The sequence below is a fragment of the Anaerocolumna xylanovorans DSM 12503 genome, from assembly GCF_900143645.1.
In the GTDB taxonomy this organism is placed as follows: Bacteria; Bacillota; Clostridia; order Lachnospirales; family Lachnospiraceae; genus Anaerocolumna; species Anaerocolumna xylanovorans.
Genome location: NZ_FRFD01000003.1, coordinates 1,314,297 through 1,329,502, shown reverse-complemented (window position 1 = coordinate 1,329,502; position 15,206 = coordinate 1,314,297). Strand labels below are relative to the sequence as shown.

Annotated in this window: 11 protein-coding genes; all 11 read left to right on the top strand. The window is 41.2% G+C overall.

Annotation, left to right across the window (positions count from 1 at the left end; genetic code table 11):
- Nucleotides 1-177 precede the first annotated feature (177 nt).
- Entirely contained in the window at nucleotides 178-1,155 is a 978-nt protein-coding gene (locus BUF11_RS05680; protein WP_073587756.1) for a glycoside hydrolase family 130 protein, read from the top strand.
- A gap of 222 nt (nucleotides 1,156-1,377) precedes the next feature.
- Nucleotides 1,378-2,301, top strand: a complete 924-nt coding sequence (locus BUF11_RS05675) for an ABC transporter permease (RefSeq protein ID WP_073587962.1) — start codon at nucleotides 1,378-1,380, stop codon at nucleotides 2,299-2,301.
- A gap of 22 nt (nucleotides 2,302-2,323) precedes the next feature.
- Nucleotides 2,324-3,262, top strand: coding sequence for a carbohydrate ABC transporter permease (locus BUF11_RS05670; protein WP_073587755.1), 939 nt, complete (start codon nucleotides 2,324-2,326; stop codon nucleotides 3,260-3,262).
- Between the two features lie 62 nt (nucleotides 3,263-3,324).
- The gene (locus tag BUF11_RS05665) at nucleotides 3,325-4,836 is read left to right on the top strand and encodes an ABC transporter substrate-binding protein (RefSeq protein ID WP_073587754.1); all 1,512 of its coding nucleotides are present in this window, start codon (nucleotides 3,325-3,327) and stop codon (nucleotides 4,834-4,836) included.
- Between the two features lie 93 nt (nucleotides 4,837-4,929).
- Nucleotides 4,930-8,052 carry an alpha-mannosidase gene (locus BUF11_RS05660; protein WP_175561979.1) on the top strand — a complete coding sequence of 1,041 codons (3,123 nt, stop codon included), beginning with the start codon at nucleotides 4,930-4,932 and terminating at the stop codon, nucleotides 8,050-8,052.
- A 34-nt stretch (nucleotides 8,053-8,086) separates the two neighbouring features.
- On the top strand, nucleotides 8,087-9,859 hold the full coding sequence (locus tag BUF11_RS05655) for a sensor histidine kinase (protein ID WP_073587753.1): 1,773 nt from the start codon (nucleotides 8,087-8,089) through the stop codon (nucleotides 9,857-9,859).
- Nucleotides 9,837-11,378, top strand: coding sequence for a response regulator (locus BUF11_RS05650; protein WP_073587752.1), 1,542 nt, complete (start codon nucleotides 9,837-9,839; stop codon nucleotides 11,376-11,378). Before BUF11_RS05655 ends, BUF11_RS05650 begins: the two co-directional genes overlap by 23 nt.
- A 45-nt stretch (nucleotides 11,379-11,423) precedes the next feature.
- Nucleotides 11,424-12,947: an ABC transporter substrate-binding protein gene (locus BUF11_RS05645; protein WP_073587751.1), complete on the top strand. Its 1,524-nt coding sequence runs from the start codon at nucleotides 11,424-11,426 to the stop codon at nucleotides 12,945-12,947.
- A 111-nt stretch (nucleotides 12,948-13,058) separates the two neighbouring features.
- A complete protein-coding gene (locus BUF11_RS05640; RefSeq protein ID WP_073587750.1) occupies nucleotides 13,059-13,226 on the top strand; it encodes a YezD family protein in 168 nt (55 codons plus the stop codon).
- A 66-nt stretch (nucleotides 13,227-13,292) separates the two neighbouring features.
- Nucleotides 13,293-13,733 carry a pyridoxamine 5'-phosphate oxidase family protein gene (locus tag BUF11_RS05635; protein WP_073587749.1) on the top strand — a complete coding sequence of 147 codons (441 nt, stop codon included), beginning with the start codon at nucleotides 13,293-13,295 and terminating at the stop codon, nucleotides 13,731-13,733.
- Between the two features lie 105 nt (nucleotides 13,734-13,838).
- Nucleotides 13,839-15,173 carry a nitrogenase component 1 gene (locus BUF11_RS05630; protein WP_073587960.1) on the top strand — a complete coding sequence of 445 codons (1,335 nt, stop codon included), beginning with the start codon at nucleotides 13,839-13,841 and terminating at the stop codon, nucleotides 15,171-15,173.
- Nucleotides 15,174-15,206 lie beyond the last annotated feature (33 nt).

Sequence of the window (15,206 nt, the reverse complement as noted above, 5' to 3'; positions counted from 1 at the left end):
TAAGACAGACCCCAAAATAGAATATTGCAGGAAACACTTTGGCTGGAAGATTTCTAGATTTACGGTATTTATTTCATAAACCCTTTTGAAACGGTTGAAATGGCGGCTTTGGAATGTTACCATACAGAAGAAAATAATACTATGAGGTTGTAAGTTAAAACGAAAGGGGAGTATGGAATGAGTACACAAACCAGCCCGCACACAATACCCTGGGAAGAAAAACCAGCCGGGTCAGAAGATGTAATCTGGAGATATTCACAAAATCCTATTATAAAGAGAGATGCCATAAAGAACAGCAACAGTATTTTTAACAGTGCGGTGGTGCCTTTTAAAGACGGCTACGCAGGAGTCTTCCGCTGTGATGACAAACGCCGTGAAATGGGGCTTCATGCAGGTTTCAGTAAGGATGGGGTGGATTGGAAGATTGATGAGGAACCCATACGATTTCAGTGCAGTGAAGAGGAAATCGCAGATTTTGAATATGGCTATGACCCAAGGGTATGCTTTATTGAGGACCGCTATTATGTCACCTGGTGCAATGGATACCATGGACCTACCATCGGAATAGCTTATACCTTTGATTTTAAAAACTTTATTCAGGTAGAAAATGCTTTCTTACCTTATAACCGGAACGGAGTTCTATTCCCAAGGAAAATAAACGGCAACTTTGCCATGTTAAGCAGACCCAGTGATACCGGACATACCGCCTTTGGAGATATCTTCTACAGTGATTCACCGGATTTGACCTATTGGGGAAAACACCGCTTTGTCATGGGACCCAGAGGCTGGTGGCAATCAACAAAAATCGGTGCGGGTCCGGTTCCTATTGAGACAGAAGAGGGCTGGCTGTTATTTTACCACGGAGTCCTTACTTCCTGCAACGGATATGTTTACAGCTTTGGAGCAGCTATCTTAGACCTTGAAAAGCCCTGGATCGTAAAATACAGGACAGAACCGTATCTGCTCTCTCCCCAGAAAGACTACGAATGCATGGGGGATGTTCCCAATGTGGTCTTTCCCTGCGCGGCCCTTCATGAGAAGGAAAGCGGAAGAATAGCAATTTACTACGGCTGTGCGGATACCGTAACCGGCATGTGCTTTGCCCAGGAGAAACCGCTTATAGAGTTCATTAAAAATAATTCCAAATTGAAATGATTTTATGCAAAAAGCAACAGGGACCATAGCTGTCCTTGTTGCTTTTTTCTATATTCCTGTATTACTGCAGATAAAATATATGCAATATGTACAGTGAATCTATAAATTTTCAACTATAAACCCCACCGGATATTATCTATAATAAACTTGTCGCTAGAGTTTATCAGCAGATTCAAAAAGAAAGAGGTGTTTTCTCTGGAAAACAAGAAAAAAAAGAAAAAGATGTCATGGAAGAAACGGGATTTAGAGTTGACCATCATGGCGGTTCCCACAACAATATGGTATTTGTGTTTTTGCTATATGCCTATGTTTGGTGTCCTGATGGCATTTAAGAATTTCCGTATCATTGATGCGGATAGAAGCTTTTTTTACAACCTTTTAGCCAGTAAGACCACAGGGCTTGCGAATTTTAAATTTTTATTCAGCAGCGGGTACGGCGGAGACGTAATCAAGCTTACTTTGTTTTATAATGTAATCTTTATCATACTTGGTATAGTGGTTCCTGTCACTTTAGCCATTATGATGAGCAATCTATACAGCAGCCGTTATGCGAAGTTCTGTCAGACACTCATGTTTTTGCCTTTCTTTATGTCCTGGGTAGTTGTGACCTATTTCGTATTTGCTTTCTTAAGTCCTGATAAAGGTCTTTTGAATCATTTATTACCGACCATGGGCATGGAGACGAATGATTGGTACAGAAAGCCGGGATTTTGGCCGCCGTTCCTGATTTTCTTAAATACCTGGAAGGGTATGGGGTACGGCATGGTTGTTTATCTGGCGACTATCACAGGAATTGACAGCTCTTTGTATGAGGCGGCCATGATGGACGGGGCAAGCAAGTGGCAACAGGCAAAGAAAATAACCCTTCCGTTAATGAAGACCATAATCATTATGATGTTTATCTTAAGTGTCGGCGGGCTGGTACGTTCTGACTTTGGTCTGTTCTATCAGGTTCCTAAGGCTTCCAATTCTCTTTACGCGGTTACGGAAACCATTGACGTATTTATTTACAAGATGATAAAGGAACAGCCCAATCCTAATATGGGTGCGGCAGCAGCCTTCTTACAGTCGGCAGTTGGCTGTGCATTGATCCTTTTATCCAACAAGATTGTAAAAATAGTTGATAAGGAAAATGCCATTATATAAAAGAGAAAGAGGTTATGTTGAAATGAAAAATATAAATGACAGTAAGACTTATGAAGACAGCCTTCCCAAATATAACCGGATAAAGCCTCTTACGAATTCCCTGTTTTCGGCGGTTTTCCTTCTGCTTGCAGCCTGCTGTGTAATACCGGTTATCTTTATAACGATTATATCCTTTTCCAGTGTTAAAAGTATTAATTCCATTGGTTATTCTTTTATTCCAAAGGCCTGGTCACTGGATGCTTATATCTATCTCTGGAACAATATCGAAATGATAGGAAGGGCAATGGGAATCTCTGTCTTCGTTACAATTACCGGAACCCTGCTTGGACTGCTCCTTACAACTACCATGGGATATGTGCTTTCAAAAAGCGAATATAAGTTAAAGAAATTTCTGACCTGGGTAGTATTTATTCCGATGGTATTCGGCGGAGGACTTGTATCTACTTACAATGTTTACACTACAGTACTTCACTTAGGTGATTCTGTATGGGTGCTGATACTTCCGATGGCAGTATCCTCCTTTCAGGTAATCATATGCAAGACCTTCTTTAAGACGACTATTCCACAGTCTATTATAGAGTCCGCGGAAATGGACGGAGCTTCCCAGTTTTTAATTTACAGCCGCATTGTACTGCCGGTATCAAAGCCTTTGCTTGCTACCATAGGGTTGCTTTTAAGTTTTGCCTACTGGAATGACTGGTGGTTGTCCTTAATGTACATAAGCAACCGAAACCTGTACTCTTTGCAGGCAGTACTGATGAGCGTTGAGAGAAATATTGAATACCTTTCACAAAATGCCAATACACTGGGTGCCTCGGCAGCGGAATATGCTTCCAAAATGCCAAAGGAATCCATGAGAATGGCCATGGCAGTAATTATAGTATTGCCCATTGCCTGTGCCTATCCGTTCTTTCAGCAGTATTTCGTATCCGGCCTTACAATCGGTTCGGTAAAAGAGTAGTTGGTATTACCGGCGAAAGCCGTAATATAAATCAATTTTTGATATTTGAAAGGAGAAGCTATATGAAAAAGTTTTCAAAGGTTATGGCGTTATTTCTGATTTTTACTTTGTGCATTACCTCTCTGGCAGCTTGCGGCAAAGGAAAGAACACTAATAACCAGAATGCCGGTAAGGTATCGGGGGGAGATACAGCAGGCACAAAAGACACTTCTAAGGATGACAAAACGAAGGATCCGGTAATATTAAAGTGGATTCAAATCGGAGGCCAGCCTAATAACATGGATGCAGCAGTGAAGAATATGAACGAATACTCCATCGGCAAGATCGGAGTGGGAGTTGAATTTACGTACCTTGACTGGGGTATTTGGGGAGATAAGGTTACAGCAATGATTAACTCCGGTGAGAAATTTGATATCATGTTTACAAACGGAGATAAATATTCTTCAGCAGTATCTCTTGGTGCTTTTGCAGATATCACAGATATGTTAAAGGATACACCTGACCTGCAGAAGTTCGTACCGGAAACATTATGGAGCGGTGCTAAGATTAACAGCAAGATTTATGGCGTTCCTACCTACAAGGATTCCTCCCAGACACAGTACTGGGTATGGGATAAGGAACTTGTAGATAAATACAAGATTGACTATGAACATATTGAAACAGTTGACCAGCTTGATCCCGTTCTTTATAAACTGCAGGATGAAATCAAAGCCGGCAATATCACAGGTACCGATTACGCTTTAACCACTGCAAAAGATGGTATCAATGGTTTCCTTATGAACTATGAAGGACCTTCCGCAGCTCTTGGTGTTCGTTTTGATGATAAGAACGCTCAGGTTGTAAATGTATTTGAGCAGCAGGATATCATGGATATCTTAACACATATGCACAAGTGGTATAAAGATGGTATTGTTAATCCTGATGCTGCTACATTAGACCAGGGTCCTGCTTGGGTTATCGTAAGTTCAGGACAGGGCTTCCCGGGTTCTGACGTAGATTGGGGCAAAGGCCGCGGAAAAGATACAGTTAGTCATCCTTTTGCCGGTCCTCTTTACTCCACCGGAACAATTTTAGGCTCTGTTAATGCCATATCTTCCAACTCCGACCACAAAGCAGAAGCTTTAAAGTACCTGGAATTATGCAACACCGATCCTAAGATGAGAAATATGTTAGCTTATGGTATTGAGGGTGTTGACTGGACAGACAACGGAGACGGTACCGTTACACGTACTCCAGACTGCTATAGCCCTGCTGCTTATTCCCAGGCTTCCTTCTTTACTATGTCACCGGTTGCTCCCAACAGTGCTGACCAGTGGACGAAAGTACAGGAATGGAATGAAAAGGCAACAAGTTCTGTACTCTTAGGATTCTCCTTTGACAGAACCAATGTTGAAAATGAACTTGCTGCCTGCGACTTGATACTGTCCCGTTACAAACAGGAACTTTATACCGGAACAAGTGATCCGGAAGAAGTAGTACCTAAGCTTTATAGTGAGCTTACCAAAAACGGAGGTCTTGAAAAGATCAGAACAGAATATCAGAACCAGATTAATGAATGGCTGAAAACAAAATAAATAGAACTTTAATTTAGAAAGGCAGGGGGAGTGCAAACACAGCACTTCTCCCGCCTTATGCCTATTTTATTTCACAGGATGAAAGGAGTCACCATGTTTTTACAAGACAGAAAACTTGAGGCAAGAGTAAATGAACTAAAGGAGTACCGTTACAGGGACATTATCCCACTGGAGTATTTTACGGCAAAAGAGGATTTACAGGGAGTTGTAAACCCGGAGCTTCCCACAGAATTTGAGAATTGGGATATCTTAAAAACAGGGGATACCTGGAAGGGCAGAGATAAATACCTTTGGCTTCATAAGGTAATCGAGACACCGGAGAGTCTTCAGGGAAAGAAGGTTCTTGGAATTTTTGATTACGGCAACACAGGCGGCGGCAACAATTCCGGCTTTGAATCCCTGTTATATGTAGACGGCAAGCCTTACCAGGGAGTTGACTCCAACCATAAGGAAGTCTTCTTTACAGAGGATATGGTTGGAAGAAAGATCGATTTAACTTTCAGGCTCTGGTCAGGGCTTGAAGGAGGCGGCAGACCCGTACCTCAGGAACATGCAATAAAAAGAATGGATATAGCCTGGCTGGATGAAAAGGTCGATGACCTTTACTACCTGTCTGCCATGGTGATGGATACGATTAATATTTTAGAAGATAAAGATACGGAGCGCCACGAACTAAGAGAGGCCCTGGAAAAAGCAATGAGGCTTATTGACTGGTCCTATCCCGGAAGCACAGACTTTTATGAAAGCCTTCACCAGGCGGATGAATACCTTAACAGCAGAATAGACAGCATGGACAAAAACAGCAAGATAGCTGTGAAATGCATAGGACATACCCATATTGATGTGGCCTGGCTCTGGCAGCTTAAGCATACAAGGGAGAAGGCTTCCCGTTCCTTCTCAACGGTGCTGCGCCTGATGGAGCAGTATCCGGAATACGTCTTTTTACAGACCCAGCCGCAGTTATATGAGTACATCAAGAAGGATTTCCCGGAAATCTTTGAAAAGATAAAGGAAAAGGTAGCTGCCGGAAAGTGGGAAACCGACGGAGCCATGTGGGTAGAGGCAGATTGTAACTTAACCAGCGGAGAATCCCTTACAAGGCAGATTCTTATCGGAAGTAAGCTCTTCCGTGAGGAATTCGGAAAAGAGGTAGAATACTTATGGCTGCCGGATGTTTTCGGCTACTCCTGGTCCCTGCCTCAGATATTAAAAAAATCCGGTATCAATATGTTTATGACTACAAAAATCAGCTGGAACCAGTACAACCGTATGCCCCATGATACCTTTTACTGGGTGGGAATGGACGGAAGCAAAGTCTTAACACACTTTATTACCACCCCGGAGCCTTGGAATGAGCCGGGATCCTGGTTTTATACTTATAACGGGCAATTGACGCCAAAGACCGTAAAGGGTGCCTGGGAGGCCTACCGTGATAAGGATATCAACAAGGAACTCTTAATCTCCTATGGATACGGTGACGGAGGCGGCGGTGTTAACAGGGATACCTTAGAGCAAAGAAGAAGAATTGATAAGATACCGGGGCTTCCAAGCCTTAAAACCTCCACAGCAGGAGAATTCTTCAGAGACTTGAAGGAAACGGTAAAAAATACAGATAATTATGTCCATACATGGGACGGTGAATTATATTTAGAGTATCACAGGGGTACTTATACCAGCCATGCCCATAATAAGAGGATGAACCGTAAGATGGAATTACTCTATAGGGAAGCAGAATGGCTTACTGTAATGGCAGGTATCCTTAAGGGAAGTATCAGCGATGCAAAACAGGAGGATTTGACGAAAGGGTGGAAGATGATACTTACCAATCAGTTCCATGATATTATTCCCGGTTCCTCTATCCATGAAGTGTATGAGCAGTCGGCTAAAGATTATGAGACCATTAAGGAGATTGCCCTTAAGGTAGAAGAGGATGCCTTTACCGACCTGTTAAAGCAGGAAGACGGAGCTGTTACAATTCTCAATAATTCTAATTGGGACCGTGATGAAATAGTAGAAGTGAAGGAAATGCCAGGTATCCTTACCGATGCAGACGGTAATCCTTATCCTGTACAAAAAGACAGAGATACCTTAAAGGTTCTGGTAAAAGAAATACCTGCCATGGGCTTTAAGACGCTGTATTGGAGAGAGGGTACTCCTTTTAAGAGGCAGGAAAACAAGGTATTTGCAATTAGCAAAGAAGTGATAGAGACACCTTTTTATACGCTGCATTTAAATGCCAGCGGACAGATAACAGGTATTTACGACAAGGAATATAACAGAGAGGTCATGAGACCGGGAGACAGAGGAAATGTACTTCAGATATTTGAAGATAAACCTTTAAACTTTGATGCATGGGATATTGATATCTTCTATCAGGAAAAGATGAAAGAAGTTACGGAGTTAACCTCTTTTGAAATTGTGGAAGAAGGGCCTTTAAGAGCGGTAATCCGCTTAAGTTACCACTTCCAAAGTTCTGTTATTGATCAGGAGATTATCCTTTATGCTGACAACAGAAGAATTGACTTTAAAACAAAGGTAGATTATCATGAGAGAAGACAGCTGTTAAAGGTAGCTTTCCCCGTAGATATCCGTTCTACCTATGCTACCTATGACATCCAGTACGGCAATGTAAGAAGAGCAAATAACTGGAATACCTCCTGGGAACAGGCAAAATTTGAAACGGTAGCCCACAGATGGGTGGATTTATCCGAAAGAGGCTATGGCGTCAGTCTGTTAAATGACTGCAAGTATGGTCATGATATTAAGGAAAATGTTATCCGTCTTACTCTTATAAAGGCGGCTATACATCCCGATTATGAACAGGACCAGGGACTTCATGAATTTACCTATTCCCTGTATCCTCATGGAGGCGATTTTGCAGAAGGCGGTACGGTAAAGGAAGCTTATGCTCTAAACCAGCCTCTTACACTGCTTGAAGGCAGAGATTCCAAAGAGGGAAGCCTTATAACAATAGACAATGAATGGGTGGAAGTAGACGCCCTTAAACGCTCCGAAGATGGGAAGAGCCTTGTTATCCGTTTCCACGAATACACCGGTTCCAGGCAGAATGTAAATGTAAGATTCTCTTTCCCTGTCAAGGGCTACAGAGAATGTGACCTGATGGAAAGGCCGATAGAGGAAAGACAGGAACTTTCCGAGATAACAACCGCCGTAAAACCTTATGAGATTAAGACATATCTGGTTGAAATCGGATAATTTACGATACTAAGAAGGGAAAGGTTACAGCATTATGGGTATAAGAATAAGAGAAGCAAAAAACAGGATAAAATCTCATCAGCTGTATCGTAAGCTTTTTATGACTTATACCCTAATAATGACTGTGATTGTTATTTCTCTTATTCTTTTTTTCATTAACAGTATCAGGGATCAGACCAAGGAAAATAATCTTCGCTACAGTCAGCTGCTGTTAGAGGATGCTTCCGGTTATATCAAAGATATGGAGGAAACCTCCAACCTGATACAGTATAACCTCTACAAATCAGAGGATGAATTGACGGATGTGACCAATTACCTGGAATATGATATGGAAACATATCTTGAAAAGAAACTGGATGCTTTTTATAACTCCAGGCAGGGAAGCTACAATGGGATAGAGGACTTTGCAGGAAGTGCCTTGGAATTGTCTGATTATATTACCGAAATAGCCTTTGTCAGCTACTCCAACAAAGAGGTTACTACCTTCTACAAAAGCAATGATATCCGGACAAAAAAGCTGGATAATAACATTGATACTTTGATTAAAGACCGAATCCAGACAGAGGATGGGACGATTACCTTCATCAAGGAGATACACAATACTGATAATCTGGAAAATGTGGGCTTTATGAAGATTACTTTCAGCTCAAAAGGCTTTGAGAAGGAATATCAGTATTATAAAAAATCCCAGCTGGCAGTATTTACGGATGACGGACGAATTATCTACCAGTCGGATCCAGGGCTTAACATGGTTCTTCTCTATGACAGAAAGGGAAGCCTTGTCAGTCAGAAGCAGATGGAGAGCAAATTAAAGGCACATGTCTCCTACAGTAAGATGGATGAGATGAATATCCTTTGCTATATGAAGACAAGTCAGGCAGAAAAGATTCCTCTCATACAGTGGTTATCCCTGCTGCTTCTTGGGTTTACATTATTTTTACTGGGAGAGATTATTATCCATGTAAGACTGGATTACTTTACGAAAAGATTGGAGGAACTGCTGTCCACCATGGAGCAGGTGAAAAGCGGTAATCTTAATGTCTCCTTTGATTCCATAAAGGATAAGAAAAAGGATGAGATTGATATTATTGGGGAGCATTTCAACCGTATGTGCAAGGATTTGGACAGCCACATCAAGAAAAGGTATTTAGCGGAAATCGAACAGAAGAATGCAGAAATGAATGCCCTGCAAAGCCAGATTAATCCGCACTTTCTTTATAATACCTTAGAATCCATCCGAATGAAGGCCATTTTAAATGATGATAAGGAAGTAGGAAAGATGCTTTATAATCTGGCGGTAATCTTCCGCAGCCAGGTAAAGGAAAGCAATATTATTACCATAGCCAAGGAACTGTATTACTGTAAGAAATACCTGGAGGTATTTGAATTCCGCTTTGCAGATAAATTCCGCTTTGATATCGACTGCCGGGAGGAATATATGGAAAGGCCGGTAATGAAGTTTATTGTCCAGCCCCTTGTTGAGAATTACTTCGTTCATGGAATCCGTTTAAAGGAGGAAGATAATTACCTTCTTATCAGGGTTTGGGAAGAAGAGGAAGCCATGGCAGTATCCGTAGAGGATAATGGCAAGGGAATGACAGGGGAGGAAATCAGGGAAAAGAACTTAGAACTTAATGAAGATGACAACGGAACAGGTTCTATCGGGCTCTTAAACGTACACAGACGGCTAAAAAGAGCTTATGGGGATAAGTATGGGGTTCATATAGAGGAAAATCGGGACAGAGGATTGAAGGTCATAATAAGATTTCCAAAGGAGGTTGACCATGTACAAGGTGTCTCTGGTTGAAGATGAAGAGCTTATCTTGCAGGGTATCGACAGGATAATTGACTGGGAAGGGCTTGGACTGACTGTTGTGCATAAGGCCCATGACGGTGTGGAGGCATTAAAGCTTTGGGAGAAGGAGCCTGCCGATATTGTCATAACAGATATTAATATGCCGGAGATGGACGGACTGCGGCTGATAGAAGAACTACAGAAGAAAAGTAAGAATCTCCGCTTTATTATTTTAAGCGGTTATGATGAATTCGAATATGCAAGAAGGGCGATCGGCATGAAGGTAGAGGAGTATATCCTAAAGCCGATTGATGAGGAGAAGTTAGAGGAGGCTTTAAAAAAAGCAATAAACAGCCTGGAACAGTATGGCAGGCAAAAGAGAGAGACAATAGACTTCCGGACGAAGTTAGAAGGCTTTATGAATGGGGATATGGAGGCAGAAGAGTATAAGAACTTTTTTGAATCCATCGGAATTGAAACAGAGAATTCCGGTATCAGCCTTGCCAGAATGAAGCTGCAGGCAAATGAGAAGACTGTCAATATGCAGGAAAAGCTAATGGCAGCTCTTGCTGCATATGAGAAAGACAATCTTTATGCATTTTATTTAAGAATGGACGAAATATTGCTGTTACGTCCCATTGATTACGGCAGTATTACAGGAATAAATGATTATTACAGAAAGCTTCAGAACAAATTGGAGGCGAATCTTAAGATATCCTCCTTTATGACCGTTGCCCCTTTATCGAAAACTTTAGAGGAACTGCCCTTTGCTCTGGATACCATGAAAAGTCTGCAGAAATATTTCATGATCGAAGGCTATGGAAGCTGCATTGACTTAAATCATATTGTTGACAGAAAGACAAAGGATATCCTGGTAGATGAAGGCAGGCTTCATAAATTACTTTTAGGCGGGGATAAGAAAGCCGCTGTTGACTATATTGAAGATTTATTCATTAATAATGCAGGAGAAGAAAGAATATCCGCAGACGCTCTGTTTCAGATGATTTTTAAGCTGTCCATGATATTGCAGGAGATTATGGAAGAGTTTGATCTGGTAAAGATCAAGAAAAGAAACACCATCCTAAAGTTGGTGGATAAGCTTAATCAGGCAGAGCATATCAGTACCATCAAGAGTTTATTTACAACAGAAATCATTGACATCATGGACGAACTTCACAAGGAAAATTCAAAACTTACTCCTGTTATAAAACAACTGTTAAAGGAAATACAGGAAAACTATAAGGGAGATTTTAATTTAAAAACCCTGGCTCATAAATACCATATGAATACGTCCTATTTGGGACAATTGTTCCAAAAGGAAATGGGGTGTTCTTTTTCCCAGTATGTGACAAACTATAAGAACAGCATTGCGAGGGAATTGATATTAAATACCAACATGCGCATAAATGACATTGCAAAAGAGGTGGGGTTTACAGACACCAGCTATTTTTACCGGAAATTTAAGCAGTGCTATGGAATATCTCCTGCCTCATTAAGGGAGATGAAGGAGTATAACAGCGCTGAAAAGTGATAATAGATTTTATGCTGCCTTTTAGACAGCGGAGTGGAGCGGGATATGAAGAAAAGAAAAACGCTGATTCTGGTATTATCTGCAGTTATAATTTTATTTGCCATATGGGGAGTTGTTAAGTTTATTGAGGTGTCACGGGATAACAGAGAGGCAAAAACACGAAATGGTCAGGTGAATTCCTCCGACAGCGTTCAGCTGCTCTGGTATCAGATTGGAGACCCGCAGGCAGATATGGATAAGGTATTGGAAAAGGTAAATGAATACACAAGTGCCAAAATCGGCGTTTCTCTTCGGGTTATCCAAATTGGCTGGGGGGATTACAACCGTAAGATGCAGCTGATAATCAATACCGGAGATGAATACGATATGGCATTTACCAGCTCCTGGGCCAATAATTACCTTCTTAATGCACAAAAAGGGGTATTTCTGGCATTAAATGATTATCTGCCAAAGTGCGGAAAAGAGATGTATGAAAAGATAGATTCAAAATTCTGGGAAGCAGCCAAGGTCGGAGGAATTATCTATGGGGTTCCTAACGAAAAGGAAATCGGCAATATGCCCATGTGGGTATTTACGAAAAAGTACGTGGATAAATATAATATTCCTTATAAGGAAATACACAGCCTGGAGGATTTGGAACCCTGGCTTGAACTTATCAAGGAAAAGGAACCGGGCATTGTTCCGCTGTATTTAACCAGTGATTATTCTGCGCCTATTTATATGGATTTAATTCAGGAACCGGTAGGCATAGAATATGGAGATACTTCTCTGACAGTAAAAAGTGTTTTTGAAACCGCTAAGATGAGGGAAACCTTAAAGGTGATGAGAAAGTATTACCAAAAGGGCTATATTAACCAGAATGCAGCCGTTGAAACCGATGACAAAAGTGTGGAGCGTTTTGTAACAAAGGGAGACGGACAGCCCTATGCGGAGCTGATATGGACAAAAGATCTGGGCTATGATGTAGTAGCCTCCACTATTATGGATGTTCAGATTACCAATGCTTCTGCCAGAGGTGCCCTCACAGCCATATCGGAAAACTCAAAGCATCCCAAAGAAGCAGTGGAATTTTTAAACCTTGTGAATACCGATGAATATCTTAGGAATCTTCTTAATTATGGGTTAGAGGGTGTTCATTATACAAAGGTTCCCTTAAGTGAAGAAGACAAAGAAAAAGCCAAGGGAAAGCCCTATGTTTATGATACCAAAATACGCCTGATACCGGAAAACCAGAAGAAATATTCAGTACCTTACTGGGTTCAGGGAGGGCTTTTTAATACCTATGTAACCGAATCCGAGCCAATTGACAAATGGAGTGAGTTTAAGAGCTTTAATGACAGCTTAGAGACAGCCCCAAGCTTTGGCTTTGATTTCTATGCAGAACCTGTACTTACACAGATATCAGGCTTTCGGAGTATTTTAGACGAATTTGGGCCGGCACTTTATACGGGAAGTGTGGATACGGATGAGTATCTTAATAAGCTTAATGTCAAATTAAAGGCCGCCGGAATTCAGGCTGTTATTAATGAAATGCAGTCCCAGGTAAATCTATGGCGTCATAACAAGTAAAGTTTGTAAAAAAAAGTATTGACAAAGTGAAAAAGAAAAGTTATACTATCAAAAACAAAACATATAATTCATATATGATAAGTATGAATATGCAATCCAAGGGGTGAAAGAGTGGGAAGTGATGAAAGGCAGCCTGTGAGGAAAAGTGCTGTAAATGAGAGGGATATACATAGGATTGTGGAGTTTATTGAATCCATTCAATATGGGTCTGTTGTGGTAGTTATTCAGGACGGAAGGATTGTACAAATCGAGAAGAATGAAAAGGTGAGAATGAAATAACTATGAGTTGAAAGGAGGATACTGTTCATCAATATAGATTACCGTAATATTCGAAAGGAGAGAAGGATGTCTGCATCAGAAGAAAAAATTAAAGATTATCTGAAATCAAACCAGAGGATTATACTGGCAACCACGGACCAGGAAGGAAGCCCGGACGTCCGGATATTGGGAGGTTATGGTCTGGAAGGATATACTGTCTATTTTTCAACATCAAAAACCAGCAATAAAAATACGCAGTTAAGCGAGAACAAAAATACTGCGGTTTTATTTCAGCATGAAAACCAGTTTATATCCAGGTATTTTAACGTGATCCTTTATGGGGAAGCAGCTTTAGTAGAAAACAGTTCGGAATTTGAAAAAGGAAAAGGTATCATACAGAATAAAAATCCCAATGTCAAAATTACAAAAGAAACCCATAACATCTATAAAATAGTTCCAAAGAAACTAAAAGTTCTTGATTTTGGAGAAGCAACCACAGAAGAAAGAGTAACAGTTTTTCAGCTTTAATTTACTGATATTGAGGGGTTGACCGGTAAACCGGAGGCCATGTGACAATATATAAATGTCCATGTGCCTCTTTTTTTTGCAGAAATAAGAAAGGGAGGATTTGATTTGGCAGAATTTATTGAACGCGCAAAATTCACGTGTGCTTTGGGAGGGGCACTTACTACCATTGCAGGAATTAACCGGGCGGTTCCCATCGTTCATGCGGCAGGCGGGTGTGCAGCGGCATTGTCCGGCACTTACAATCTGGCTGCAGGCTATAGGGGAACCGGCTACTGCGGCGGGACTATGATTCCTACTACGAATATTTCAGAGAATAATATCGTATTTGGCGGAGAAGAACGTCTGGAAGAACAGATAGAGAATTCCCTTGAGATTCTGGATGCGGATCTCTACATTGTGATAACAGGATGCCAGGTAGAAATCATCGGGGATGATGCCGTAGGTGTGGCAAGACGGTTTAAGGACCGGAATGTTATCGGAGCCAGTACACCGGGGTTCCTGGGAAATACCTTTAAAGGCTATGATGCCATACTTAAGGCACTGGTTAAGGATGTTATAACACCGTCTAAAGTAAAGGATGCAAGGACAGTGAATATTCTTGGAACCGTTCCGGGGCATGATGTATTCTACCGGGGAAACTTAGATGAAATCAAACGGCTTTTGGGAACATTTGGAGTCAAAGTCAATACCTTTTTTGGAACGGGAGAATCGGTTGCTGATATCAGAGGATATGGGGAGGCTGGCCTTACCATATTACTTTCTGACCAGGCAGGAGCAGAGACAGCAAAGCTTCTTACAGAGTTTCATGATATCCCGTCTATAAAAGCCGACCTTCCCATAGGTCCTTCTGGAACCAAAGCTTTTCTTTTTCAGGTTGGAGAGGCATTAGGAATTGATAAGGAGTACATTGAAGCCATAATAGAAAAAGAAGAGAGGCATTATTATTCGTATCTGGAGAGGATAATTGACATTTATTCGGATATTGATTTCCAAAGATATGCGGTGGTGGCAGCAGACAGCTATTATGCTTATTCTCTGACGAGATTTCTGGCGGATGATTTGGGGTGGATACCTTTTATCACCTCAATTAATGATATCACAGAGGAGGAAGAACAAGAAAATTACAGGAGAAAATTTGACAGTATCACTTCTGAAACAAGGCCGAAGGTTCTATTTAAAGAGAATGCAGGAGAGCTTTTAAAGGAAGTCAGAAACAGCTGGCCGTATAACCACAACCAAAAATATTATGATGCCTTTGGGCCGGCTTTTGTGGTAGGAAGCAGCATAGAGAGAGGTCTTGCAGAAAAGCTGGGTGCAAACTTTTTATCCGTGGCTTTTCCGGTAAGTAACAGAGTGGTATTAAATAAAAGCTATGCAGGTTTTCGAGGAGCATTGACGTTAGTGGAGGATTTAATCAGTGAGCTGGTATCTGCCAGATAGGAAGAAGGAATAGAAATAGATAGAAGAAAGGAA